Origin of the sequence: Microcoleus sp. bin48.metabat.b7b8b9.023 (genome assembly GCF_013299185.1) — a bacterium.
GTDB lineage: Bacteria > Cyanobacteriota > Cyanobacteriia > Cyanobacteriales > Microcoleaceae > Microcoleus.
Genome location: NZ_JAAFKG010000040.1, coordinates 48,911 through 75,663, shown reverse-complemented (window position 1 = coordinate 75,663; position 26,753 = coordinate 48,911). Strand labels below are relative to the sequence as shown.

Here is a 26,753-nt window from a genome sequence, read left to right as displayed (position 1 = left end):
ATTTGTTTGCGGCCGTTCGTTCGGTTGTTAATACTGGGAAGCGTCAGGGTTTAACTGCTTATCAATCTATTCAACAAGCTCTCTCTATTAATGGCTCCATTTTTTCCCCTAGTTGAGCAATTACCTTAATTCTTAATTCATACCTAAAAAGAGGACTGAAGTCCGAACGATCGAACAGGTGTTTACCGCAATCCTCGATCGCGCAACCAAGCATCTGCCCAAATTGTATCCGCCTCTGAAAGTGGCGGTACTGATTGCCGACTATAATCTATCTCCATATCGTAACCTGCAATATCATATATTCCATTAAACAGCATTTGTAAATCAACAACAGGCTCAGGATCTTCTGGACGCAAAGGCAACGGGAAAGAAGGAATTACATTTTGAATATTAAAAGCATATAAATCACCGCGAGGACGGCGGTTGCCGCGACACACCAAAATGCGATAGTGACTCTCAATGTTATTGCCAACAAGTGGCATGGGTTCCCCACTCCGCAGTAAATCAATTTCAATTAAATGAGTGCGGGTACTTAGTACCTGTTGGCGTTTTTCTTCATATATTTGCCGTCCTTTACCAGAACGCTTGTTAGTCGGTGAAAGGATTTCAATAGCTGTTACCACTTCTCTGGTTTCCACTTGTTTAATTTCTAAATAAGCTTCTTTGATAATCTCGGCAACAGGAATTGTGACAGTCACTGGTTGCGCTGGGGGCGACAAAACAGCCACATTCGGCATTGAAGGATTACTGGCATTTGCCAGTCGCTGTACCGTTATATCTGGAATACCAACACTTACAGAACTTTCCCCGCTGGTTTCATACATTCGCACTTCTACCGCGACTCTATATTTAGGACGCAGTTGCGGAGATAAAAATCTGGCAATTTCACTAATCAGCAAGTTATGTATCCCAGGCCAAAAGTCGGGATGCTCTAAATACGGGTCCATACCGGGAAAGGGAGATGGCATTGATTTGACTCCTTGACTTAAGTCTATTTACAGTTTAGCAAGATTTTTGGGGGCGCGAATGCTGTAAGAGATTAATCGATCGCATATTTTGCACTTATTGCAACAGTAAGTCGGGGATTTAAACCCCTGCCATAATCTCGCAACAAATGCAAAATATCAGTTCGATCGCCCTAACGTTGGATCGACGACAATTGCATCGGAATTAACACGCTGGTTTCATTTGCCGACAGCGCATTCACGAACACAATTGTATGGGAGACAGCGGGCATTAAGCGGCGGAGTGCATTGAGATAAGATTCCGCATCGGGGCGGCGGGCGAAACGATCGACTGTTAACCGCTGACACTTGGGGAGGTGGCGAATTATGCACCAAGGTTGAAGTCGATCGCGATATGTCGATTGTTTTGGTATCATAGATGTGTTCTGCCCACTTTGGTGGGTGGTGAATGAAAGGCGATCGCTCTAGATTTCTCAGGTCACGGGGCGATCGCTATTAACTGTATCTCTATTGAATTACGACAACTCGTAATTGTCAAGGGCCGAATGGGACGAATTAGACTGCGAGTTCGAGAACTTGCTCAAGAAAGGGGTTGGACTCTCAGGGAAGTCTCCAACAGAACGGGTATTCCTTACACTACAATCGCCACCTATGCGAGTTCTCCAGGCATGGCAACTGTAGACTACACAGCATTGGACAGATTGATCCGTGCGTTTGAGATTCCGATCGAGGATTTAGTTGAGATTTTGGAATATTAAACTGATTTGTCAGCGGAAAAAATGGGGTTAATTCGGTTGCGAGTTCGAGAATTCGCCCAGGAGAAGGGTTGGACGCTGAAAGAAGTTTCTGACAGAACGGGAATTCCCTACAGCACGGTTAAAAAATACGCCCAAGCTCCCAAAATGGCAACGGTGAACTACACAGCTTTGCAGAAACTTGCTGAAGTCTTCGATGTGATGGTGGAAGACTTGGTTGAGGTTTTGGAACGGTAAACTGATTTGTCAAGTGCAAGATGGGTCTAATTCGATTGCGGGTTCGAGAACTAGCCCAAGAGAAGGGTTGGACGTTGAAAGAAGTTTCTGAGCGATCGGGCATTCCTTACAGTACGGTTAGAAGTTATGCCCATTCTCCCAAGTTGGCAACTGTGGATTATACGGCTCTCAACAAATTGGCCCGTGCGTTCGATATTGCGATCGAGGATTTGGTTGAGATATTAGAACAGTAAACTGATTTTTAGCTGGCAACGTGGAATTAATTCCGTTGCAAGTTATATAATTTGCTGAAGATATAGCATTTATCAAAGAGATGAGGTATGACTGTAAATGGAGTTTTTGATGCGACCTCGCTTACTATCTTATAAATATAAGAGGGCCCAAGCCCAACAACGTACCTCACTTATCTGAGAAAGACTATAACTGTTCAATCTCCGATCCTTCAACTATATTGATATTGTTTTATTCAGAATAAACACATTTTCCCTCTTTTTAACCAAAAGTTTTTCGGTTAACTCTTTAATTTTTAATTTTTCTCTATCTCATTCAGCTTTTGGGCGACTAGCTTCCTGACTTATGTAAATATTTTTTGCAATTGGCATAGCATCTCTAGTCAATAGAGGTTGCATGATTTTTTATTGCAGACTAGGATAATGCAATAATGCGCGAATAGCTTCCAGTAGCACTTACGCACCATAGCCAGGTGTAAGTCAACGACAGCGGATTGCCCCTTATTTCACCCTATATCTAGGGGGTGTGCCTAAGTCCTGTTCAAGGAGAGACTTAATGAATCGTAATAATTGGCGACTACCTGTAACTGGGCTGCGGTTTTTACTTTTTGTGCTGTTGGTGATGGGCATATTTTTTAGAGTTGTGAATATCGATCGCAAATTCTACTGGTTTGACGAAACTTACACTTCCTTGCGAGTGTCTGGCTACTCAGGTAAATCTGTTCAGGAGCAAGTATTCAATGGGCCAGCAGTCACCAGCCAAGATTTACTGAAATATCAGAGCATTAATAATAAAAATAACGAAATCGATACTATTAAGGGTTTAGCAGCAGAAGAAGGTCAACTGCCACCACTCTATTTTCTGATGGCGCGATTTTGGGCTAAATTGTTTGGAACTAGCGTTACAGCCATGAGAAGCTTGCCGGCTGCGATTAGTTTACTACAGTTTCCCTGTGCTTATTGGCTCTGCCTGGAATTGTTTGAGTCTCCGATGGTGGGATGGGTAGCAATGGCATTGATATCGGTTTCGCCCATCCACGTGCTGTACGCTCAGGAAGCACGACCCTATTCTTTGTTTACTGTGTTAACTTTGCTATCCAGTGCGGTTTTGCTGCGGGCTATGCGACTTAAAACTAACCTGCAATGGGGAATTTATACAGCAATTACAGTAGTAAGTGTTTACACTCATCTTTATGGTTTCCTGGTTTTGATAGCACATGGAATCTATCTACTTATAATTGAAAAAGTGCGACTGACTAAAACCCTTTTTTCTTATGCTATCGCCTTTGTAGTCACGCTAATCGCAGGTTTAATTTGGTATTTAACCATCATTTATTGCCGACCTCTGTACGCTAATCCAAGCCTACTGCAACCAGAACCTAAAATACCGCTGACATCTTTAATGGCAAGGTGGATCGGGAATACTAGCAGGATTTTTTTTGATGTAAATATTGATGCGATGAGCTCATTCAAAAAGATGCTGCCTGCGATTCCTGTGATTTTATGTTTATTACTTTTAGTGGCATATTCAATTTATTTTCTCTGCCGCCACACTTCTCAACCGATTTACGCTTTCATCTTGGCTTTGATTATTTTTACATCCGTGCCTCTGATGATGGGAGATTTAATTTTAGGTGGACGGCGGCTCTCAGGCTACGCTCGATATCTAATTCCTACTTATCTGGGTTTGCAGTTGGCTGTGGCTTATTTGCTGAATGCGAAAATTACTTCTTCTAGTGTTAATACCTGGCGGCAGAAGTTTTGGCAGTTGGTTGCAATAGGAGTATTTTCGGCTGGAGTCCTGTCTTGCACCCTGAGTTCTCAAGCAGAAATTTGGTGGAATAAAGGTCTGGATCAAGGCAAATTCACTATTCCTATAGCACGCATCGTAAATCAAGCTAATTCTCCGCTGTTGATTACTGATACTCCGCTGGGTGAACTCATGCCTTTGAGCCGTCGGCTCGATCCGAAAGTGAAAATTCTGTGGGGAGATCAATTTAAGCTTGCTGGGCGTCCTAAAAATTACAGCAATTTGTTTGCATTTCTTCCCAGTGAGAAACTCCAAGAGAGGCTTAAAAAAGAATACAAATACAAGTTAAAGCCTGTTTTTCTTAATTCAGAGGTGACTTACGATACGCGGCTTTGGGAACTTATTGATAAGTGAGTGGCTGTGGTGCATCTAAGTGCAGTAATCTCAAATACTGACTTTTTTCCTGGGAATTCTCAGGGTATGGCAACTGTAGATTATACAGCTTTGGACAAGATGGCTCGTGCGTTTGAATTTGCGACAATTTAGTCGAGATTTTGGAACAATAGACTGATTTGTCAGAAAGACACGGCGGTTGAAACCGCGTCTACACAAACAAAACCCGCCTTCGCGGGTTAAGATTCGACCCTGGCCCAGAAACCGGGTTTTTTCGATAAGACTTCGTGACAGCGCAAAGACTCGGTAAAAACCCGGTTTCTCTGACGGAGTGCGTAAATCTCGATCGCGAAGGTGGGTAGGTTTACGCAACCTCTTCTAATTCAGGAATATGTTCAGCTTCATAGTTTTCGATTAAGACACCAATAACGTCCATCATCGAAGCAAGGGGATGGTTTTCATTCTCGCCCACTCGATCGATAAGGCTATCTAGTAGTTCGACTAAATGATCGTATTCTTGTTCCGTGTGAGGGACAAAAACCATTTCAGCGATCGATGTCCAAGCAGTAATTGTGCGATCGAGATTAAGACTTTGCATTATTATTTCCACTCATTTTGCATTTTTAATTGCTCCTGTGCCCATTCTCGCAGTTGCTCATCGCGGTCATTGGTGGCTCTGTCACGCAGCACAGGAAGAGTCTTGAGATGATTGGGATAATACTGACAAATTACTTGAAGTGCCTTTAGTCGAGGATTAGGTTGGATATTATCCTTTCGCTTAAAAGGATCTTTGAGTGCTCTCTCGAAAAATAGTTCTGTTATTTCTGGGTCTTCTTTCCAATGATTTGCTAATTCTCTCAATGCTAAATATCGTATGACACAGTTGGGATTTTCCTGGGCAGAGGTTTTAATCCAAATCAGGGTTTTAGGGTCGTCTCGCCAAATTTTGACAAGTGCTCGTATTGCTCCGCTTTTTACATGATTATCTTCATCATGAAGAATACAATTTTTAACGATAGATAAAGTATCTAATTCATCTTTCCAACCTTCTGCTAATGCCCACATTGCTGTTTGGCGCATAAAGTTATATTCAGCCTGTTGAATTTGCTTTTTTATCCATAATAAAGTGTCAGGATCGTCTTTCCATCCTTGTAAGAGAGCTATGGGAATGAAAATGAAGAAGTAAGAGTCTTGTTGTTTGAGGTTGATAAGATGTGATTTTAACCACGCTAATACCTCAGTGTTTCCCTGCCATGTCGCAGCTAAAATGCGTAGGATTTCCTTAACTGCTGAGTTACTGAAAAGATCGGGATGTTCTACCTCAATCTCTTGCTTTAGTAAATATAGAAGCTGTCTTTCTGTATTTTCTAAAGCAATGCGGTTTGGGACAATCATTAAACATTGAGCAGCCAGTAGTAGATTATGAATCGCTTCCTTCTTAAGACGAGTATCACCATAGGTCATGTCTTTTTCTGTATCAAAAAAATTCTTCTTATCCACATCTTGACGCATTAAAAAATTAATAATCTCACCTACAAAACTTGCATCAATCATGCCGCAAATTAGCTGTAGAACCTCATGCCAGGTTTCATCCTGCCAGTGTTGACCGAAAATTTCATCGCGCAACTGCTCAAAGGTGAGGATGCGCTGTTTCTCAAAGCGATTGACAATCTCGATCGCACAGAAGTATTCCAGAAAGGTTCGATGGACAAAGCCGTAGGTATCGGCACCTCGATAACAGAGAATGAAGTTACGTTCGCGGAGTTGCTGAGTCAACCTATTGGCTTTTTCTCGTGGCTCACTAAAGCCCTGTTCGCGCAGATAATTGGTCACAATTAGTGTTAGCCGATCGGCACTAATCAAATTCCCCTTCAGTCCCTCATCTCCTGCCTGCATCTCATAAGCAATCGCCCGCAGCATCTCCTGTTTTTCCCGTCGCCCGATCGCATCCATCGGCAACTGCAACCGCTTGTGATCCACATCCCAATGGTACAGCAACACCCGTGAAGCTTGGTCATAAAGATCGGCACGATCGCGCGGTAATTCCTGCCGTCGATTCAGAATTGCCATCATCGTTAGCAACAACGGATTATCTGCCAGATTTTGGATGGCTTTAGAATTGGCGATCGCATCCTTTAACCGTTGTTTGAGCCTTTCTTTGTCAGGTTCGCTGCCCATTGACAATTCATACCAGCGATCGATGAATTCGTGCATTTCATCAGTATCCAATGGTTGAATAGTGAAGTGGCGAAACTTAGCGTGTTGGAGGCGATCTGGGTTATAGCCAACGATGCGCGAAGTGATGAGGACTTGCGCTTTCGGATACTGCTGAGCAAAGCGGATGATGTCATCAATGACTGTAGATTGAGTCGCGCGATCGAACACTTCATCCAAGCCATCAAACATCACCAATGTTGGATGTTCCTGCAAATGCTGATGGAGTTGTTGCCGATCGAATTGCCAATTAACACCACGCCCGCAATGCAGAAATTCTAGGAAGTTGTGAGTCTGGGCGATCGCATATTCTCGTAACTCAATCAATAGGGGCAATAATTCAGTTTTGCCCTCTACCCAATCCAAAGCAAGATACTGCAATAGCGTAGATTTTCCCGCACCTGGATCGCCCAAAATCACTGCCCGTTGAGAATCTGCAACTGCCTCTAAAACCTTCCGCGAGGGTTGCTGAAAATATTCTTGCCGATAGTGTTCCAGCGCTTCAGGTGATAAATCGGGTGCCAATTGCCCCTGTTCTTGCAGTTGGCGTTTCAAATCCAGCGGTAGTTCATATCGCATTGGTGGTAATGCCTCTCGTACCGTCTGTTCAATGAACATATTCCAAAGCTTGATAGCATCCACGCGATCCGTACTGTCGATCGCGTATAATTTTAGATGCCCATAGCTACACTGCAAACTCTCTCGATATTTAGCGACATCAAAACCTGGTGAAAGTGGCGTTGTATTTCGGGCGATATCTTCCAGCAGTTCAGTTTCCAAGAGCGATCGCAATTCGGGTGTCTCTCGAATAATCCGCCGCACTTTTTTCAAATATTCACGCCCCACACGCTGCCAGTCAAATTCCTCTGGTATTGTTGGAAATGGCCTGCCTTTTAAGGTAGACTGATGCCAAATAGTTGACAATGCTGTAGCGTCGATCGATCTACAATCTTTTTCAAAGGCTTTACCTAAAATCGGCTTTACCGCATCGTCTTTAATAAATTGAACCAAAGCTGGATCGTAGCGATCGCGAATTTCAGCTTTAGATAGTTCTCGATCCTCTAGTTCATCGGTTATGAGTAGTAAAAACGCCTTCAACGCTTCAGCCACTGATTTTTTTGTCACCTCTGGTTTCGCAGCCGCGATTCCTTCCTGAAGACAGCCTTTAAAAAAATCTTTCACATAGTCCTCGGCAGCAGATTGCCCCAACTTCAGGACTTGCTCAAAAATCGCCTTCCCTAATTCTGCCGCGCCGAGTGTGAGCAACCATTCCAACATACTGAAAATCTCAGAAGTGACTGAACGTTGCTCTAAGTTTATCAAACTTCTGAATAGAATGCACCCACCGGTGGCCCAGAAACCGGGTTTTTTGTGAGAAGACGCGTTACAGCGCAAAGACTCGGTAAAAACCCGGTTTCTCTGCCGCAGCGCATAAGTCCCGATCGCCCTCAATTCCGCCCATCAAAATCACCAAAATCCTCAATCCCGGCACGAATTGCCAAAAGTGCGATCGACCCTGCCAGTCTTGATGAAAACCCGCTAGTTGTGGCTATTTCTTCTCCCATCCAAAATGGTTCGCTCATTTAGCAAGTTCCCGCATCGCATTTTTATACTTTTCGCTGACTTTCCTATAAGCTTTCATTGCTTTATCAAATTCAGGATTGCAGGTAGTGAGTTGAATTCCATCAGGAGTTTCTGTGAGAAAAAGACTATCTCCTTCACCGACATTGAGTTGTTGCAATACTTCTTCTGGCAGAGTTATTACGAAAGACTCTCCAATTTTTTGAATTTTGACGGCGTACATAGCATCACCTAAAAAGATCGCTTCTCTAATATTAACCTGATCTGGTAATCTTCAATCCATTTCTCGATTAGTAACCCGCAATGTGGAATAGTAGATTTACGGAGCGTCATCTAACTCAGGAATATGTTCAGCTTCATAATTTTGGATTAAGACACTAATAACGTCTATCATCGAAGTAAAGGGATGGTTTTCATCCTCGCCCACTCGCTCGATCAGACGATCTAGTAGTTCGACTAACTGCTCGTATTCTTCTTCCGTGCAAGAGACAAAAACCGTTTTAGCAAGAGATGACCAAGCAGCAATTGTGCGCTCAAGTTCCAAATTTTGGGTCATTCTTTCCTCCTCTCTTCTTCTTTGGTATTGACAACAAGGAAATGCCTATTAGTGTCAATTTAAGCCTAAAAGCCTTGACAAATCTCGTTTTTACACTAAGTCTAGATCCCCCTAAATCCCCCTTAAGAAGGGGGACTTTGAGAATATTTCTTGTTCCCCCCTTATTAAGGGGGGCTAGGGGGGATCTAGACTTTGATATAAACAAGAAATACTCAATGTTCAATCTTAAATTGACGCTAATGGACAGTGCCGTTTCCCTACTTCATCTCATATCCAAACAAATTCGGATCGACTTCTCCCAAATTCAAATCGGCCAAACCGTACTCAGCCCAACGCCGCTGAACCATCGCCGCCATATCCGGATCGGATTCCAAAGGTTTACCCCATTCGTGATCGGTTTCTGGCGGCATCTTCGTCGTAGCATCAATCCCCATTCTGCCTCCCAAACCAAGCTTTTCACTGGCAAAATCTAAGGTGTCAAAGGGCGTATTTGGCAAGATAAATACGTCTCTAACTGGGTCAACTTTAGAACTAATTGCCCACACTACTTGACGCGGGTCGCGAATGTTGATACTTTTATCCACAACAATCACAAACTTGGTGTATGTAAACTGTGGCAATGCACTCCAAAATGCTAAAGCAGCTCTTCTTGCTTGACCGGGATATGCTTTGTCGATCGAGATAATTGCAGCTTTGTAACTCAGGGCTTCCATCGGCAAGAAGAAATCGACAATTTCCGATACTTGCTGCCGCAAAATAGGAGTATAAATGCGATTCAGGGCGATCGCCATCATAGCCTCTTCTTTCGGCGGCCGCCCGCTAAATGTGGTTAAATAAATCGGATCTTTGCGGTGTGTCATGCAGTTGAAGCGAACCAGCGGCGAATCTTCCACGCCGCCGTAATAACCCATGTGGTCGCCAAAAGGCCCGTCGGGTAACACTTCCCCAGGCGTAATCGTTCCTTCTAACACGATTTCCGAGTCCGCCGGTACTTCTAAATCTACGGTTTTGCACTTGGCTAAACTGACGCCGGAACCGCCGTAAAGTCCGGCAAATAACCATTCCGACAAATCTACAGGAATTGGGGTTGCTGCGGCGAGAATGATTAGCGGGTCAACTCCCAGGGCGATCGCAACTTCCAACTTTTTACCAGCTTGTGCAGCTTTCCGCAAGTGCCGCGCGCCGCCACGGACAGATAACCAGTGTACAGTCATCGTGTTTTTTGACTGCAACTGCAACCGATAAACCCCCACATTCGGCGTACCCGTTTCGCAATCCTTGGTAATTACCAAACCGAGGGTGATAATTTTGCCCGCATCTCCCGGATAGGGGCGAATCATCGGGATTTTGTTCAAATCGACGCCTTCTCCCTCAAATACCACTTGCTGACAAGCTGGGAAGAAGTCGCGCCCCGGTTTGGCTTTGACTACGTCGAACAGGACTTTCCCGAATTCTATAGCTTGGGAAATCTTTTTCGGCGGTTTGGGCTGTTGTAGCATACCTAATTTTTTGCCGAGTTCTTCAAGTTCGATCGGCTTTTCCATGTTCATCGCCCAGCAAACCCGTTCTTCCGTGCCCAACAGGTTAATGGCGACGGGGAATTCTGCCCCTTTGACGTTCTCAAACAGCAATCCGGGGCCGCCTTTGACTAGCATTTGATTGGAAATTTCGGCAATTTCTAAGTCGGAATCGACTAAAGCGCTGATCCGGCGCAGTTGTCCTCTGTCTTCTAGCAGTTTGAGGAAGCCTCGCAAGTCTCTAGCCATTTTTTTAAGATTTGTTAACGTTATCTATTTATTATGATGGCCGTCGGGCTGTTTGGGATCGAGTCGCAAATGCGCCGAAAGTACGGGCGGTGTAGTTGTCCCGTCAGGAATTCTCCAAAGGTATGTAGTTGCGCTTAAGCGCTCTCTTCTATATCGAAGAGCGCCCAAGCGCAACAACGTACCTCAAAATTAACCCGTATCAGAATGCCAGTTGCATCCAGGATGGTCGAAATTTCAAATTTTGTGACATTGAAGTGCGATCGACACCTAAGGTTAAGAAAACAATAAGGATGATCGAAGAGCGATCCTCTTCCATGGCTTCGCTAGCGCTACTTCCTAACTTTTTTAAACTAATGTTAACCAAAGATTAAGAAAAGATTGTTATTGCTATTAAGCCATTATTTAATGACAAAAAGCTTAACCCAACTTTAACCATAATTTAAAAAAAGCTTATTATTTTAGCTGTTTTTACTTGGGGATTTCAGTCTATCCTATGGAGGAGATTTGCAAAGTCTGCTATCGAATTATTTAAGGACGAGGAGTTATGGTTTTCTTCACTAAAGGCTGGCGACGTGGCTTTATCGTTACCCTAGCAGTAGCAACATTTTCGCTAAGTTTGATTACTTCTGCTGTAGCTGCGGTAACATTAAACGGTTCGGGAGCCACTTTTCCTAAACCTTTGTACGATCGCTACTTCTCTCAAATGAGAAGTGCAAATCAAATTACTGTAAACTACGAAGGCACAGGTTCCGGCGCTGGTATCAAAGCATTAATTGCAGGTACTGTGGATTTCGCAGGCAGCGACGCGCTGATGACTTCTGCACAAATCTCTCAGGTAAGCCGTGGCGTCATCGCAGTTCCGACTGCCGGCGGCGCGGTTGCAGTTGTCTACAACTTGCCCGGAGTTAGCAATGTCAAGCTGAGTGCCGATGCCATGAAAGGCATCTTTGAAGGCAAAATTACCCGCTGGAATGATGCGAAAATCGCAGGGATTGCCGGACAAGCTAAAAATTTGCCAAATACTGCAATTCGAGTAGTTGTACGGGCAGACAGCAGCGGTACAACCTTTATTTTTGCTAATCACTTGCAGGCTATTGGCAGCAGCATCAAAGGTGCAGCTCAACCGAGTTGGCCTGGTAGCCCCCTCAGCGGCCAAGGAAACCCCGGTGTAGCTGGTTTGGTGAAACAAACACCCGGTGCAATTGGCTACGTTCAAGATACTTTTGCTCGACAAAACAATCTGCAAACAGCATTTATTCAAAATAAAGCTGGCAGATTTGTAGATGCTAACTTGGCAGAAGCCGAAAAAGCTTTTGCAGGGGAAACATTCCCAGCAGACTTCCGATTGGTTGAAGGAAATCCTAATGATGGATATCCGATTGTTGGCTTGACTTGGTTGTTAATCTACAAACAGTATCCTGCTGCGAAAGCAGATGCTATTAAAAAGATGGTTAATTGGGTGCTGACTACAGGTCAAGGTCTCAACAAAGGATTAGAGTTTACATCTATTCCGCAAGCTACAGCTCAAAAGGTGATTCAAACAGTGAATCAGAGTGTAGTTGCTAAAGGTTAATTAAAATATTTTCAGGGAGTTATGAGTTTTGAGTTAATTGTATGGCTCAAAACTCATACGTTGCATTTATTTAATGTGCAGGCACTATGCTATCTCTTTCATCAATCAAAAATTTCTCTGTTTACGGCATAACTTGGGTATGACCAATTCTTCAAAGAAACTGAAAAAATCGACTGGGAAGTCTGCTGGAATCACCACCCACGTAGACTTGACTGATACGAAGGGTGAAGGTTTGTGGCTGGAGTCGGGATTTACAGGATTTGTATGGGCTTTTGCTATAGCCACGGCGGGTACGCTGTTCTGGATGAGCGAGATAATTTTTAAGGATGCTTGGCCGGCTATTAGCAAATTTGGACTAGATTTTTTGTGGAATCCCAAATGGGATATCGGTGAGTTGCAGTTTGGGGCTCTGCCTTTTATTTACGGTACAGTAGTTAGTTCTGCGATCGCCATTATCATAGCAATTCCTCTAGGACTGTCAGTCGCGATCGTGACCAGCGAGAACTTTTTGCCTGCTTGGGTGCGATCGCCCTTAGGATTCATGGTTGAATTAATCTCAGCCATTCCCAGCGTCATCGTTGGCCTGTGGGGCATCTTCGTATTAATTCCCTTTCTGCTGCCTTTACAGCAGTCGCTGTTCAACAATTTTAGTTGGTTTCCCCTATTCAGCAGCGAACCTTTTGGGCCGGGAATGCTGCCCGCCGGCATACTTTTATCGATTATGATTTTGCCGACAGTCGCCGCCATCAGCCGTGATGTTTTGCTGTCGGTTCCCGTAGATTTGCGAAGTGCTTCAATGTCACTGGGTGCTACCCGCTGGGAAACCATATTTAAGCTGTTATTACCAGCAGCAAGTTCCGGAATTATCGGAGCGACCATCTTGGCATTGGGACGCGCCTTGGGCGAAACAATGGCAGTCACAATGGTAATTGGCAACTCGATTCAAATCAACCCATCTATATTAGCTCCCGCCTACTCAATCCCCGCTGTTTTAGCAAGTCAATTTCGGGAAGCTCAAGAAGAACTGCACGTCGGTTCTTTAATGTATTTAGCCCTAATTCTATTTGTGATTACCTTATTGGTGAACGCAGTCGCAGTATTGCTAGTGCAGCTAATCGGCGTTAAGGGAGCTAAGAATTAACCATGACTCAATCACAAAAATCCCACAGTATTCTAGATGCAGAAATCAACAATCCCCTGTCGCTGAGCCGAAATTTGTTTAGCCGGGGAATGACAGTTATTGCATTCTCTCTTACAGGTCTGGCTCTGCTGCCTTTGTTCGCTATTTTGTACAAAATTCTGGGTGAAGGACTGGCACATTTAAGCTGGGAAGTGCTAGTGTCTCTGCCCGCACCCGTCGGAGTCGAAGACCAGCCCAACGGCTTTGCCAATGCGATTCTCGGTACAGCTTTAATGGTAGGAATTGCCACATTATTGAGCGTGCCAATCGGCGTGATGACGGGAATATTTTTGTCAGAGTTTGGCAGAGACAATAAAGCTATAGCAAATACTATCCGCTTTATCACCGTCATTCTGAGTAGCGTTCCGTCAATTGTTGTCGGCGTGTTTGCCTACGCTTTAATTGTTGTGACAACTAAGTCATTCTCAGGATTTGCCGGCGGTTTCGCGCTGGGGATTATCATGCTGCCGGTTGTAGCGCTGACAACAGAACAAGCATTAAAATTAGTGCCTGCTTCTTACCGCCTCGCTTCTGCTGGTTTGGGAGGCGGACGCTTTCAAACAATGTTTCGGATTGTTATTCCCTCAGCGCTCCCAACTATTACCACAGGCATTTTACTAGCAGCTTCCCGCGCTGCCGGCGAAACTGCACCGCTAATTGTAACTGCCTTGTCCAGCCAATTTTGGCCTCCTTTAGTTGAGAAATTGGGCGAGATAGTTCAGTCCCCCATGGGCGCAGAAACTATCTCAAAAATCCAAGAAATTCCCCAGACACTGCTAACTCCAACTCCTTCTATGTCTGTATTAATATACAGTTACGCCAGCTCTCCTTACAAGGAGCAGAACGAATTGGCGTGGACTGCGGCTTCTGTCCTTTTGGGTATGGTTTTGCTCACCAGCTTAGCCTCCCGTGCCGTCACTCGCAAACGCTTGCAAAATCGGTAGATTGGGGAAGGAAGTTCGGCAACGAGCAATGTACGGAATGTAACGGATGTAACGGATGTAACGGATGGAAGTCCGATGGAAGAAGGACAAAGGAGGAGGAAAGAGGGAAGCTCTTGGGCTTTGTTTAGGGTAAAAAGAGGACAAAAAACAGCTATTTTTTTGTCTATCCGTGACTTCGGATAATGAGTGCATAGCTAGCAAGTACCAAGTCTAACTAAATAAAGCCATCAGGCCATATTCTGCATCTACTAAAAATCTACTGTTCACACTAGAAAAACTGCAAATAATGAAATCCAAAAGTAACTTAAAAGCTGAAAAATATACCGACCAATTCCTCGAAGATACGACTCCTGAAATCGATCCCAATGCTATGCCAGCATTGCGGGTTCAGGACTTGAGCTTTTACTACGGCACTCACAAAGTTCTCGAAAATCTATCGATGAATATCCCTCACCCGCAAGTGACGGCGATTATCGGCCCTTCAGGTTGTGGCAAATCAACTTTTCTGAAAGCTCTCAACCGCATCGGCGAATTGGAGGGAAAAGTTCAAATCAAAGGCAGGGTTGAGTTTTTTGGACAGGATATTTACAGTCCTAAGGTAAATATTAATAGTTTGCGCCGCCAAATTGGCATGGTGTTTCAAAGGCCGAATCCTTTTCCGCTGAGCATTTATGATAATATTGCTTACGGCGTGCGTATTTTTGGTCGCAAAAGCAAAGCAGAGTTAGACGAAATTGTGGAATCTGCGCTGAAAAGTGCGGCGCTTTGGGATGAGGTGAAAGATAATTTGAAGAAGTCGGCTCAGGGAATTTCGGGCGGACAGCAACAGCGACTTTGTATTGCTCGCGCTTTGGCTGTTAAACCGAAAATTTTACTGATGGATGAGCCTTGTTCTGCTCTCGACCCGATTTCTACTATGAAGATTGAGGAGTTATTTCAAACTCTGCGGGAACAGTTGACTGTGGTGATTGTAACGCACAATATGCAGCAGGCGGCTCGGGTTTCTGATTATACGGCTTTCTTTAATACTGATGAAAGTCGCATCGGTCGCATGGTGGAATTTGGGCCGACAAGCCGGATTTTCACTTCCGCCAGTAATTCTAGTACGAGGGATTACATTCAAGGTCGTTTCGGTTGATACTTAAATTGGAGCATCTCAGTTTTGCATTTTATAGTGGGAGTTCGCAATTTTTCGCTTGCTTGTATTATCTGGCAAGCATTTGCGAACTCACACTAAAAGAAAAAATACTTTTTGCAAAAGTTGAGATGCAGTATACCCCTATCCTGGAAGCACTCCCGAAAAACAACAGGTTTCTCGGTACTTGTGCGGATATTCAACTAGCTGTAAATAGCTACAATTGATGTTATTGAAGCTATCACTTCTCCTCGCTACTCCAACACAACAGTAACCAATGGCCAGCTTGGTCGAGCAATTTAATTAGATTTTCAAACCTCGATTTACTTGTTGGACAACCAAACCTTAGCGCCACGCGCGACATTTGCCACCTCGCGGACTAAGGGTACGTAGTCATACCAAGCACTCGCATTGATGTCGCTGCGAGAACTGCGTTGCCAGCCTAAATTTGGTTCTGCAATCAGCGTCATGATATCTGGGTTTTGGGCGCGGAAGGTGGAATAGGCGCCGTCTACGTGCATGGGCCCGCCATCGGGATGTCCCTTGGGACGCTGTTGCACTTGTTCTAGAAAAGCTATCAGCCGATCGAGAATTTGTCCGTTTACACCATAGAAATGGGTGGTTTGAATCCCCAGAGTGTATGGTTTTAACAGCACTGCTGCTTCGGACGATCGCCCATTCGGATCTACCTTGGGTAAATTACGATCCGTCAAATAATGCCCCAAGTAGACCATCCCCCAATCCTGCCCTTGCAGTTGTTCGATTAACGCCGATTGCTGAGCGATTAGGGTTGGAGAAATTGCTAAATCATCTTCCATGACCAAAACGTTGGACAAGTTTTGCTGTCTGGCGTGTTTCAAAATGCTCAAGTGGCTCAGGAAGCAGCCCCACGCTCCGATACTAGGAAATTCACCCGCCGTCTCTGGACGAACCGCTGGGAAAATCTCAACACTATTCGGTGCCAAGGAAATCCCCACATTGGCAAGTTCCTTGGTAATGTCACGGCGGCGATCTTGGCGATCGGGCAAATTCACCACGTAAGTCCGTTCAAAAAATTCCGTCAGTTTCATAAATTATGATACTTGTAACCGTTATATCTCGGACATCTTCTATATCCTAAACGGTAACTACAAAATAATCTTGTTCACCACAAACTATCGACGGTGGTTTCCTACATAATATCCAAGTGAAATCCCGATGACAACCAGGGAGCCATTGAGCTATTTTATACCAACAATCAGAATAATAAAAAGTTTTGCAGCCACCCAAATTGTTCGCAAGGCTTACAGATAACTATTAAGTTTGGTAACGAGCTATCCAGAAAGAAACCCGGTTTCCGAACCCCGCAGGAAAGTCCTGAACAATAAGCAGGATGGTGTCTCCAGCCACATATTTGTATTAAACTAACCCTAGTGTAATTATGTCTCCCTCTCTGTTAAAACGAGAATTAGGTGTTTTCGGTGCAACTCTCATGGGCATAGGCTCAATCGTGGGCACTGGAGTATTTGTGAGTATTGGAATGGCTGCGGAAATTGCGGGGCCGGGAGTGATTTGGGCTGTGACTGTTGCTGCTTTAGTTGCTGTTTGCAATGGTCTTAACAGCGCTCAATTAGCGGCAAATCATCCTGTTAGCGGCGGAACTTATGAATATGGTTACAAATATCTCAATCCTTGGCTGGGTTTTACAGCGGGCTGGATGTTTCTTGTAGCTAAAACGGCTTCTGCTGCTACTGCTGCTTTGGGTTTTGCGGGGTATTTTTTAAGTGCACTTGGTGTAGCCGATCGCACTTATCTCATCCTAACGGCATTAATCGCCCTGGCCACCCTAACTTTAATTGTCTTGACCGGCATCAGGCGATCGAATATCGCGAATACTGCCATAGTCTCGGTTACACTTTTATCTCTGACTGTCTTTATTGCTGCGGGTTTGCCAGAGGTCAGGTGGGAAATGCCGACCTTACAGAACGATCGCGCGATCGGCTCCATCCTCCACGCCACGGCCCTGATGTTTGTCGCCTACACTGGTTACGGCCGCATCGCCACCATGAGCGAAGAAGTGCGGGAACCGAGCAAAACCATTCCCAAAGCCATAATTTTCACTTTGGTGCTGACAATGGTGCTTTACGTGGCGGTAGCGGTAGTTATTGCAGGTGCGGGGGGAGCCGATAAATTGTCCCTGCAAGCAGCAACCACTGCTGCCCCCTTGGAAGTCATCGCCCGCAGTTTTCCAATTCCCGGAGTTTCCCAACTGCTAGCCGTCGGCGCGATTACAGCCATGCTGTCCGTCTTGTTGAACTTAATTTTAGGCTTGTCGCGCGTGTGGCTGGCGATGGGGCGACGGTTGGATATGCCGAGAGTCCTGGCGCGTCTCAATCCTGCGGGGACAACTCCCTATGTAGCTGTCGTGGTTGTCGAAATTACGATCGCACTTTTAATCCTCATCGGTGATGTCAAAACCACTTGGTCGTTCAGTGCCTTTAGCGTTTTGATCTACTACGCTATTACCAACGCAGCCGCGCTACAACTGTCCCCCGCCGAAAGGCTTTACCCGCAATGGTTGGCTTGGGTGGGCTTGGGGAGTTGTTTGTTTTTGGCTTTCTGGGTGGAAAGGCAAATTTGGCTGACAGGGTTGGCGTTAATTATCGTCGGTTTGATGTGGCGGGCGATCGTCCGACTCCCAGCTAGAGACTAGAATTGTGATAAATTGAAACAGCATTCCGCATTGTAGAGGGCCATGCCCGATCGAACTCCCTTGCTGGCGACTCAAGAATCAGTCGCAGTCAGCGCCATCAGTCGTTATATCGCTCAAACACTAATCTCCATTCAGGAAAAGCATCCCGAATGGATAGCTGAAAAATACAGGAAAACCCCCTGGGCCAAACCTGCTTTTCAGTCAGTTTTGATTGGAAAATTAACCAAAAATTTCAAAGTAGCCAGCGATACAGATTTGCTGCTGCTGACGGCAAAAAAATATCTCCAAATTCTGCTGGTTCCCGAATTCATCAATTCACCTCAATTCAGCAAATTATTTGCCAAAATTCAGCAGCTAGCCATACCCCAAACACCACCAGCCCAATCGCAAAACTCAGTTTCGGCAAAACCTCCAACTCCCACCGCCCACCAAACAAATTCGCTTCCTGTCGGCATTGCTATCTTGCTGCTAGATGTCGAAAACTTGCAACTCAACATCGAAACCGAAAAATTCCTAGAAGGAATTTCTCACTATCCCATCCAAATCAGAGTAGCCTTTGCCAACTGGCGCAGCATGGGCAAAAAAGATGCCGAATTTCACCAGCGCGGCTATCAACTGATTCACGTTCCCCCCGGCAAAGACAGCGCCGACTTGAAAATGGCAACAGTAGGCGCCTCAATTTTCGTACATTATCCCACAGCCAAGGAGATTTTTGTCTGTTCGTCCGATCGCGCCCTCACCCACCTCAGCAACACACTGCAAGCCCACGGCTTAACCGTCTTTCAAGTCCGCAAGCAAATAGATAAAATCATAGTTTTAAACAGCAAAACCGGACAAGTGGAAACCTATTCCCTCGTAACAGTACCGGAAATTACACCTGTAGAACAATTAGTTATTCAGCTAAAAGAATTAATTAAAAAAGAACAACAACGTACCTCATCTCAGTGGATAAAAATTTCTACACTTTCAGCTTTATTTAGGGAGAATTACGGTTTAGCCCTCAATCAAGTTCTTGCAAATTATTCCTTAGGTACTAAAACTAGGGAGATATTTCTCAAACATCCCACAGATTTCGTTGTCCACAAACCCTCAGAAACATCTCAAACTTATGTCACTCTTTTTGAAGTTAAATTGTCGCCCCCACCCCCAATACTCAACAAAGAAAATCTCAATCACAACCAAGCAGCATCAGCGAGTTTGACAGATATCAATTCCTTGGAAGATTTGGAAAAAGCTCTGGTCAAAATAGTTGGCGACTTAACCGACAACTCTCCTCACAATTCTGTATTTCTCTCCAATGTTGGCAGTGAATTTCACAAACAATACGGCAAACAAATCACCCAAATAATTAAAGAGTTTAATCTCGGTCGAAAATTTCCTAAATTTTTACAATCCTGCACTTCTCTCGAACTTAAAAAAACCGAAAAAGGTTGGCAGGTTTCCCTAAATTAATTATCAAACAGCAATTATAAATTGGTAATGGGTAACAGGTAATCGGCTAGCGAGTACCTCACGAAAGTTGAGAACGGCTATGCTTCACTAACGCTATCCCTCGCAATTCCTAATTCCTAATTCCTAATTCCCAATGCCCCATGCCCCATGCCCCATGCCCCATGCCCCATGCCCCATGCCCCATTCCCCATTCCCCATAACTTGAGTTATCATACAATCTGGACGTAAAGAAATGTAAAGGGATATGCAGGACAAAGTTGTAGTTGTGGTGGGTGCGACTGGCGGCATCGGTTCAGCAGTAGCCCGGAAACTCGCCTCTGAGGGTGCGACGCTAGTGCTCGCCTCCAGAGACAGCACTAAATTAGACGCTTTAGCCAGCGAACTTTCGACAACAGAGGTACTGTGCGTACCGACAGATATCACCGATTTGTCGCAAGTTGAGACGCTGATGCAGAAAGCTGCGGGGCATTTCGGGCAAATTGATGCCCTCGTAAACGCTGCCGGTGCGGGAATTCTCAAGCAGTGGAACAAGTTAGAACCCGCTGATTTAGATGCAATGCTTGACTTGAACTTGAAAGGCAGTTTTTACACATCTCAAGCAGCCGCAAATGTGATGAAAGACCGCAAATCCGGTCACATCTGCAATGTCATCGGGATTTTGGGCAAGCATTCGATGGCGATGGGAACGGCCTATTGTGCTTCAAAGTTTGGGGTAGTTGGTTTTAGCAAGTGCATGGCAGATGAACTGCGACGCTACGGCATTAAGTTTACGCTATTCTATTTTGGTGGGGTGGATTCTCCGTTTTGGGATAATGTGAGTTTGAAGGTAGATAGGTCAAAAATGCTGAGTACCGAAACCGCTGCCAATGCAATTATGTTTGCTCTTGCTTCTGACCCGCAAGCTGTGCCACTAGAAATTAATATTCAGCCAGAAAGTCATTTGTTCTTTTAGTAATTTGTTTGGTGTTCCACACGCAAAAAATGAGTTTGTATGGTGCTTTCATAGCACTGATTTACCCAACTCGATACTTCCCAGATTTTAGAAAAAAGTTCAATCTTCCAGATTTATCTGTGGAGTAAATCTCATGGCTGATTCCTTCTAGTATCCCACAGACGATTTACCAGAAATAATTGGTTGAAAGCCTCGCTTGTTTGGCGTAGAAATTAAAATCAGAGGATTCATTACTCCAATCTTCAGACTTTTAGGTAGAGGTTGCCCTCTGGCTGTCAACTGTCAACTGTCAACTGTCAACTGAATGAAGTAGTAGGGTGCGTCAGTCACTTCTGGTTCCCCACCTGAAAATTAGACTAATCGCTGACGCACCCTACAATATCGCAAGCGATCGCTCGTACTGTCAACTGTCAACTGTCAACTGTCAACTGTCAAAGTCATCCCAAACACCGCCTTTCTTTTAAGTGCCGATGTATTTCTGCCTTCAGAGGGAGCTAAGATATTCAATTTTTGGGTTATTATTAAGCGATTAGACAAAAAAACAATGAAAAATCTCCATTTCTCAGTCTCTCCCTTGCCATTTAACCGTGAAAATCAGCCGATTTTCAACTTTTCACGTTCCATTTTCAATTATTGATTATGGAGTTCGACCGCATTCAGTTTTACGTTGAAAATGCTCGAGTATCCCGCGACTGGTTTGTCAGCCACTTAGGCTTTCAATCAATAACAGGTTATGTCAACAGCCACACTTGCACTGAGGTTGTCAGCAGTGGCAATATATGTTTTGTTTTATCTTCGCCTCTGACACCCGCTAGTCCCGCTGCTACTTGGTTGGAGTTTCATCCTCCGGGGATTGCCGATGTGGGCTTTCGGGTTAAAAATATCGAATTAGCGATCGCTAGAGCGCAGGTGGCAGGTGCTAAAATCCTGAAACCGATTCAAGAAGATCTAAAGGCAGGAGGCGGTTTTAAACTCGCACAAATCGCTGGCTGGGGAGATTTAAGCCACACGCTTGTTGAGCGAATTGGCGAGAATTCACTGCTGGGTGGTTCTTCTGGGCCGCCGCTGTTGACTCTGATCGATCATGTAGTGTTAAATGTTGAATCTGGCGATTTGTTAGGTGCGGTTAGTTGGTATCAAAAAATATTAGGTTTTGAGCCGCAGCAAAATTTTGAGATTCAGACTGAGAAGTCTGCTTTGCGAAGCCAAGTTATGGTGCACGCTGAAGGTGGGGTGCAATTCCCGATTAATGAACCGGCATCATCTAATTCTCAAATTCAAGAGTTTTTGAGTGCAAATCGAGGGCCGGGAATTCAGCACATGGCTTTGCAAACGGATCGCATTGTGCAGGTTGTTTCCGATTTGCGATCGCGCGGTTTGCCTTTTTTGCCAGTTCCTCCAACATATTACTCGCAATTGCGGCGGCGGCAAAACTATTTGCCCGCAGATTGGCAAGCAATTGCAGCTTCCGAAGTTTTGGCAGATTGGCAAGAAGATACTCCCGCTGCGATGCTGCTGCAAATCTTTACCCAGCCAATTTTTGCCGAACCGACTTTCTTTTTCGAGATTATTGAGCGTCGAGTTACTTTAGTTAATGACAAACTGGTGCAAGCTGGAGGTTTTGGGGCGGGTAATTTCAGAGCTTTGTTTGAGGCAATTGAACGGGAACAAATGAAGCGGGGAAGCTTGATCGATGATTGATAAAACTTCCACTTTTTAGTTCATGCAGTCTTGTCGAGCAGCACTGCGATATCCGTCCACCCGTAAGCAATTTCTTTGACTAAAACACCAGCTCTGCTTGTCTGTTGTTCTTCCACTTTTTTGCCTCCTAAAAATTCATAAAACCTGCAAGCAGAATTGTCTCCCAGTACCCAAGCCAGCATCGAGTTCAAACTTAATTCTGCCAATTTTTTGGCAACCGAGCGCACGAGTTGCTGCCCAATTCCTTGACGCTGATATTCCTCCAAAATATAGATGGCAAATAATTCTCCTCGATAAACATATTTGCCCGTGCGCTCGGAACCACCCGCAGCAAAACCTACAATTTGTCCCGAGTTATTTTCAGCAACGCAGACATAATCGCCAGTATTTTTGACGTTTGACAGGATTTCTTGCCAATTGTTTTCTGGTTTTTCATAGGACAGCTTGGCGAGGTAATCTGCCGGTACGATGTTTCGGTAAGCTGTCCGCCAAGTATCTACATTAACCTGTGCAATTGCAGGTGCATCAGCGATTTTAGCTTCTCTCACAATCATCACAAAAAACTCCTTTCTCGCCCTGGCATCGTATTTGAGAATCTACGCAAACAATACGATCGCGCCCTTCTAGTTTAGCTCGATACAGCGCGCGATCGGCTTCCCCAATTAACCACTCCACAGATAATTCAGCAGCGGGCACAGCACTAGCTGTGCCGATACTCGCTGTCACAGACTCACTTATCTTGGAAGCTTCGTGGGGAATTGCCATAGCTTTCAAATCGCTGCGAATTGATTCAGCTACCCGCATTGCTCCCTTAGCATCAGTCTCTGGCAAAATTACCGCAAATTCTTCCCCACCGTAGCGAGCCGCTAAATCACCTCCCCGGTGAGCGTTTCTGTCTAAAATTTCAGCAACTTTTTTGAGACATTCATCGCCTCCTTGATGCCCGTAACAATCGTTGTAAAGCTTAAAAAAATCTAAATCTACCAAAATTAAAGACAGGGGCTTTTTCTCTCTACCCATGCGCTGCCATTCTGATTGCAATGCTTGGTCAAAACGGCGACGGTTAGCAATCTGAGTCAAGCCGTCCACAGATGCGAGTCTGTGCAATGCCTGATTAGCAGATTCTAATTCTAATTTAGCCTGTTCTAATGCTAAATTTTGCTGAGCCAATTTTTCACTTTGCTGTTTTTCTTGTTCGTACAAAAACCGGATGGAAGATTCAGCTTCTTGCAATTCTTTCTCAGCATATTTGCGCTTGACAAACTGCCCTAATTGGGAACCTATCGCCGCCATCATTTGCAGTAAGTCTTCATCCGACGGCTGGTTTTCCCGGCAGAAAAAAGTCATTACCCCTACAACTTGACCGCTAGCACGAATTGGGAAACCGAAGGCCGATCGCAATCCTGCTTTAGATGCTAAGTGCGATCGTACAAAATTGCCATCCTTAAGAAGATCCGTAATCCATTGCGGATAACCGGTGTTCCACACTATTCCCGGTAAACCCGTACCAGGCTCTAGGGTAATCTGCTGGCAATTTTCCACAAACTCCCCAACTTCACTTCCCCGCCGCCAAACTCCCACTCGGAGCAAAAAAGGGAGAATATCTTCAACGTTACTATCTGGTGCAGCAAACAAAAATGGTATTCGATCGTGCGTATCTTCGGCATCAGACTTAGTATGTTTTTCATCAACAGGCGTCCAAAGTTCACCGATATCCCACCCCAAACTTTCACAAATAGCTTGCATAATTTTCGGAGTGGCGCTCTCTAAAGAACCAGATTCTGACATGATGCGAGCTACTGCATATTGTGCTGCTTGACGCTTTTTTGTCCGTTGTTGCTCGGTGATATCTCTGCCCACATAGACAAAATCTTGTATAGTTTTGTTGTCTGAGTGCTTGCTTTCTATACTTGTCTCAATAGTAGAGCAGGAAAATGCAACTGTCAGCTTTGAACCTTTTTTAGTTGTACAAGCTACTTTTACTTGATGCCAAGATTCATTTTTTAGTTCAAGAGGTAGCTGACTAACTTGACGCAATAATTCCTCGTCCGCCGTAATCATCGAGATTGGTTGACCGATTAATTGTGATTCGGTATATCCAAACAATAGTTGGGTGGATTGATTGACCTTTTTGATTTCTCCCGCTTGCGTTGTCACCAATAAAATATCATTTATGGAGTTAAGAATTTTATCAATATAGTCGCGAGCGTTAGCCAAGTAATCGACTTTAATACTGTTTTCGTTGGCTGCTTGAACCATACTTTGCTGAAGAGCAGCAGTGTCTGTTACATCTTCGCAGAAAATAATTAATCTCTCAGGATTAAGCTGCTCTTTCTGACCAAAGATATACAAATCTAGATAAAAATAAGAGCCATCATTTAAAACTCTGGTAACAGATTTTAATTGGAAACTTGGCTGTCGTTGTTCTAGAATGTCGTCTAGCAGTTCTTCAATTCCGATCAGTTCGGGAAAACTATCGCGCACATCTTTGCCTTGTTTCAATTCATCAGGAATTTGGGCAAAATCTTGTACGTTCAAGGATGTTTCTTGAATCTTCAGTTCCCGATCGACTGCAAGGTATTCAATGCGACGCAAGGATAACAATTTGTCAAGCAGATTGTTAATGTTTTGGGAGCTAATCTGTAAACTTAATTTGGGAAGCATCTCGTTATTGTAGAGCATCAGACTCAAGGGTTAGCAGATAAAATTAGTTGTTGTTTTGCTGCTATTTCTCATGGAAATTTTGATACTGCTGGATGCCAGGAGCTATTACCGATGGCTAATTCATCGACACAATAAATTTTGGATTCTCTAAGCAGCTTTTTATATTTTAGAAAGGTAAAATCATTACTTAGACCCACTTTTTTTTGTGAGCAACCGCAGCCAAAATTAGCCTCGATTGAGGTTTGGATTTATTAACAATACGTAGCGGTTGGCCGTATTTGTGCACCAAATTTTAAATTCTAGATTCCCTGATAATATTTGTTGCAACCGCTACAGTTAATGATTGGCACAGTTGAATTAAACTGTTGCCTTTAATTAGCACCATTCCTATAGACCTTACCTCCCCTGGGTATTTGTGTCAAGTTTTGTAAATAAACTGTGACATTAAAGTGATATAATCTCTAACAATTTGTATAAAATTTTGAAAATACTCTGCTCAATGCTGAGACTTATCACCGACTTTGACGGCCCGATTATGGACGTGTCCGATCGCTATTACGGAGTTTACCAGCAGTGTCTGGCCGAGACTCAGCGTGAGGGCCAAACAGTGCACGAACTCCCAAAAGCCGAGTTTTGGGACATGAAGCGGGCGCGGGTTCCCGAAACCGAAATCGGCATTCTCTCAGGATTAGACGCAGCCCAAGCCCTGGAATTTGCCCAGAAACGGCGTCAAACTGTCCACACGCTGCCGTTCCTGATTTACGATAAACCAGCCCCTGGAGCCGTGGAAACCCTGGAAAAGGTGCAGCGCGCTGGAATAGACTTGGCGGTGATGACTATGCGTCGCGTCAGGGAACTAGACGAGGCTTTCAACCGCTGCAATTTAGGGCATTTTTTCCCAGAAAACCGTCGCTATTGTCTCCCCAACGATTACGTCAAAACCGGGGATGTCAAAGATAAGCCCCTGCTGATGGCAAAAGCTCTCGCCGAACTGCCGCCTGCTTCTGAGCTTTGGATGGTGGGGGATACGGAGGCGGATATTATAGCAGCAAAAACTCACGGTGTCAAGGTAATTGGTGTTTTGTGCGGCATTCGCGATCGCACCCAACTAGAAATGCACCAACCGGATTTAATTGCTAATAATTTGAGCGAAGCTGTTGAGATTATTTTAGGTAGTCATTAGTTATTGGTTATTGGTTATTGGTTATTGGTTATTGGTTGTTAGTTATTGGTTGTTAGTTATTGGCTCTTAATTATTATTGTTGTTAGTTGTTATTAACAATCAACAAATAACATCCAACAACTGCGAACCAACAAATAAACCTTCGACGCTTCGACTACGCTCAGGGCATCGCAAATAACTGATAACAAATAACCACTAACCAATGACTATCGCAGAAAACTGCTGACCAGCCACAGAATTAAAAACGTAAACAAAGCGATAAATTTCTCTGTTGTGATAAATGCCGTAGTGAGCAAAGGGCCCAAAAGACCTCCCAGCACCAAGCCTATAACCAAGCCAGCCACAGTCAGCAGCACGGCCCGACCAAATTTTTGTTCCTTGCGATTAAGAAAATAAAGACAAGAGCCGACCCCAAGAGCCAGAGTCAACTGTAGTAAAGAATCGTTAGCCGCCGGATAAATACTCAGTCCGCCCAACCCCACATAAACTCCAGCGGGCCACAAAATGTCGGCTCGACTAGGAGTATCGATCAGGCGCTGCAACCAAGCTGGGCTGCCCGACGGAGCAGACGGAGTAAAGCTGGCGGGTGGGGGAGCCACTCGTTCGGGAAAGCGGATGCGTTCTGGTACTTTTATTTTCCCTTCCTGTCGCTGGCGGAGGCGATCCATGAGGATCGCGTCGTAAGCAACTTCGATCGATTCCAAACGTTTCTTGTCGCCGCTGTGCTGCTCGGCTAGACGGGTGCGGGCCTCTTGCACTTCATCAAAGGAAGCATCTTCATCGACTTCAAGCAGTTGATAGGGAGTTTGCTCACTCATAAAAATTTTTGG

Annotated in this window: 26 protein-coding genes; 14 read left to right on the top strand and 12 right to left on the bottom strand. The window is 44.6% G+C overall.

The features are described 5' to 3' along the window. Window positions 1-182: 182 nt before the first annotated feature. Window positions 183-968 (bottom strand): DUF4058 family protein, encoded by a 786-nt coding sequence (locus tag QZW82_RS21310; RefSeq protein WP_293152421.1) that lies wholly within the window; start codon window positions 966-968, stop codon window positions 183-185. 170 nt (window positions 969-1,138) lie between these two features. After that, complete coding sequence (locus QZW82_RS21305; RefSeq protein ID WP_293152418.1) at window positions 1,139-1,381, bottom strand: hypothetical protein; 243 nt, start codon at window positions 1,379-1,381, stop codon at window positions 1,139-1,141. A gap of 129 nt (window positions 1,382-1,510) precedes the next feature. Here QZW82_RS21305 and QZW82_RS21300 point away from each other — a divergent pair, with 129 nt between their 5' ends. From QZW82_RS21300 to QZW82_RS21285, 4 genes are all read left to right on the top strand, one after another. Continuing rightward, window positions 1,511-1,723 (top strand): helix-turn-helix transcriptional regulator, encoded by a 213-nt coding sequence (locus QZW82_RS21300; protein ID WP_293152415.1) that lies wholly within the window; start codon window positions 1,511-1,513, stop codon window positions 1,721-1,723. 21 nt (window positions 1,724-1,744) lie between these two features. Beyond that, window positions 1,745-1,957: a helix-turn-helix transcriptional regulator gene (locus QZW82_RS21295; protein WP_293152412.1), complete on the top strand. Its 213-nt coding sequence runs from the start codon at window positions 1,745-1,747 to the stop codon at window positions 1,955-1,957. Between the two features lie 20 nt (window positions 1,958-1,977). Next, window positions 1,978-2,190: a helix-turn-helix transcriptional regulator gene (locus QZW82_RS21290; protein ID WP_293152410.1), complete on the top strand. Its 213-nt coding sequence runs from the start codon at window positions 1,978-1,980 to the stop codon at window positions 2,188-2,190. 553 nt (window positions 2,191-2,743) lie between these two features. Beyond that, entirely contained in the window at window positions 2,744-4,351 is a 1,608-nt protein-coding gene (locus QZW82_RS21285) for a glycosyltransferase family 39 protein (protein WP_293152407.1), read from the top strand. Between the two features lie 343 nt (window positions 4,352-4,694). Here the strand turns inward: QZW82_RS21285 and QZW82_RS21280 are convergent, their stop codons facing one another. From QZW82_RS21280 to QZW82_RS21255, 6 genes are all read right to left on the bottom strand, one after another. After that, entirely contained in the window at window positions 4,695-4,928 is a 234-nt protein-coding gene (locus QZW82_RS21280; RefSeq protein WP_293152404.1) for a hypothetical protein, read from the bottom strand. Between the two features lie 2 nt (window positions 4,929-4,930). Further along, a complete protein-coding gene (locus tag QZW82_RS21275) occupies window positions 4,931-7,822 on the bottom strand; it encodes an NACHT domain-containing protein (protein ID WP_293152401.1) in 2,892 nt (963 codons plus the stop codon). A 170-nt stretch (window positions 7,823-7,992) separates the two neighbouring features. Further along, window positions 7,993-8,127 (bottom strand): hypothetical protein, encoded by a 135-nt coding sequence (locus tag QZW82_RS21270; RefSeq protein WP_293152398.1) that lies wholly within the window; start codon window positions 8,125-8,127, stop codon window positions 7,993-7,995. Then, window positions 8,124-8,348, bottom strand: coding sequence for an AbrB/MazE/SpoVT family DNA-binding domain-containing protein (locus QZW82_RS21265; protein WP_293152395.1), 225 nt, complete (start codon window positions 8,346-8,348; stop codon window positions 8,124-8,126). The genes QZW82_RS21270 and QZW82_RS21265 overlap by 4 nt, the downstream gene beginning before the upstream one ends. Window positions 8,349-8,444: 96 nt before the next feature. Beyond that, window positions 8,445-8,681 (bottom strand): hypothetical protein, encoded by a 237-nt coding sequence (locus QZW82_RS21260; protein WP_293152392.1) that lies wholly within the window; start codon window positions 8,679-8,681, stop codon window positions 8,445-8,447. Window positions 8,682-8,938: 257 nt separating this feature from the next. Next, window positions 8,939-10,447 carry a UbiD family decarboxylase gene (locus tag QZW82_RS21255; protein WP_293152389.1) on the bottom strand — a complete coding sequence of 503 codons (1,509 nt, stop codon included), beginning with the start codon at window positions 10,445-10,447 and terminating at the stop codon, window positions 8,939-8,941. Between the two features lie 544 nt (window positions 10,448-10,991). Here QZW82_RS21255 and pstS point away from each other — a divergent pair. From pstS to pstB, 4 genes are all read left to right on the top strand, one after another. Beyond that, on the top strand, window positions 10,992-12,020 hold the full coding sequence (gene pstS / locus QZW82_RS21250) for a phosphate ABC transporter substrate-binding protein PstS (RefSeq protein ID WP_293152386.1): 1,029 nt from the start codon (window positions 10,992-10,994) through the stop codon (window positions 12,018-12,020). A gap of 139 nt (window positions 12,021-12,159) precedes the next feature. Then, complete coding sequence (pstC, locus tag QZW82_RS21245; protein ID WP_293152384.1) at window positions 12,160-13,161, top strand: phosphate ABC transporter permease subunit PstC; 1,002 nt, start codon at window positions 12,160-12,162, stop codon at window positions 13,159-13,161. Window positions 13,162-13,163: 2 nt separating this feature from the next. Further along, window positions 13,164-14,144 carry a phosphate ABC transporter permease PstA gene (pstA, locus tag QZW82_RS21240; protein ID WP_293152381.1) on the top strand — a complete coding sequence of 327 codons (981 nt, stop codon included), beginning with the start codon at window positions 13,164-13,166 and terminating at the stop codon, window positions 14,142-14,144. Window positions 14,145-14,430: 286 nt separating this feature from the next. Further along, the gene (gene pstB / locus QZW82_RS21235) at window positions 14,431-15,282 is read left to right on the top strand and encodes a phosphate ABC transporter ATP-binding protein PstB (protein WP_293152378.1); all 852 of its coding nucleotides are present in this window, start codon (window positions 14,431-14,433) and stop codon (window positions 15,280-15,282) included. Between the two features lie 320 nt (window positions 15,283-15,602). On the opposite strand, the gene QZW82_RS21230 is transcribed toward pstB, so the two are convergent. Next, a complete protein-coding gene (locus QZW82_RS21230) occupies window positions 15,603-16,349 on the bottom strand; it encodes a glycosyltransferase family 25 protein (protein ID WP_293152375.1) in 747 nt (248 codons plus the stop codon). Between the two features lie 350 nt (window positions 16,350-16,699). Between QZW82_RS21230 and QZW82_RS21225 the strand changes: the two genes are divergently transcribed. From QZW82_RS21225 to hppD, 5 genes are all read left to right on the top strand, one after another. Then, a complete protein-coding gene (locus tag QZW82_RS21225) occupies window positions 16,700-17,971 on the top strand; it encodes an APC family permease (RefSeq protein ID WP_293152372.1) in 1,272 nt (423 codons plus the stop codon). Between the two features lie 42 nt (window positions 17,972-18,013). Then, window positions 18,014-19,423, top strand: coding sequence for an NYN domain-containing protein (locus QZW82_RS21220; protein ID WP_293152369.1), 1,410 nt, complete (start codon window positions 18,014-18,016; stop codon window positions 19,421-19,423). 244 nt (window positions 19,424-19,667) lie between these two features. Next, complete coding sequence (locus QZW82_RS21215) at window positions 19,668-20,375, top strand: SDR family oxidoreductase (protein ID WP_293152366.1); 708 nt, start codon at window positions 19,668-19,670, stop codon at window positions 20,373-20,375. Between the two features lie 317 nt (window positions 20,376-20,692). Next, complete coding sequence (locus tag QZW82_RS21210; RefSeq protein ID WP_293152362.1) at window positions 20,693-20,839, top strand: hypothetical protein; 147 nt, start codon at window positions 20,693-20,695, stop codon at window positions 20,837-20,839. Between the two features lie 175 nt (window positions 20,840-21,014). Further along, window positions 21,015-22,076 (top strand): 4-hydroxyphenylpyruvate dioxygenase, encoded by a 1,062-nt coding sequence (hppD, locus tag QZW82_RS21205; protein ID WP_293152359.1) that lies wholly within the window; start codon window positions 21,015-21,017, stop codon window positions 22,074-22,076. A gap of 20 nt (window positions 22,077-22,096) precedes the next feature. Here hppD and QZW82_RS21200 read toward each other — a convergent pair whose 3' ends face one another. Both QZW82_RS21200 and QZW82_RS21195 read right to left on the bottom strand, forming a co-directional pair. After that, complete coding sequence (locus tag QZW82_RS21200) at window positions 22,097-22,630, bottom strand: GNAT family N-acetyltransferase (protein WP_293152430.1); 534 nt, start codon at window positions 22,628-22,630, stop codon at window positions 22,097-22,099. Then, entirely contained in the window at window positions 22,611-24,740 is a 2,130-nt protein-coding gene (locus QZW82_RS21195; RefSeq protein ID WP_293152356.1) for a diguanylate cyclase, read from the bottom strand. Before QZW82_RS21195 ends, QZW82_RS21200 begins: the two co-directional genes overlap by 20 nt. A 499-nt stretch (window positions 24,741-25,239) precedes the next feature. Between QZW82_RS21195 and QZW82_RS21190 the strand changes: the two genes are divergently transcribed. Then, on the top strand, window positions 25,240-25,923 hold the full coding sequence (locus QZW82_RS21190) for an HAD family hydrolase (RefSeq protein WP_293152353.1): 684 nt from the start codon (window positions 25,240-25,242) through the stop codon (window positions 25,921-25,923). A 206-nt stretch (window positions 25,924-26,129) separates the two neighbouring features. On the opposite strand, the gene QZW82_RS21185 is transcribed toward QZW82_RS21190, so the two are convergent. Further along, window positions 26,130-26,741 (bottom strand): CPP1-like family protein, encoded by a 612-nt coding sequence (locus tag QZW82_RS21185; protein WP_293152350.1) that lies wholly within the window; start codon window positions 26,739-26,741, stop codon window positions 26,130-26,132. Between the last annotated feature and the right edge of the window lie 12 nt (window positions 26,742-26,753).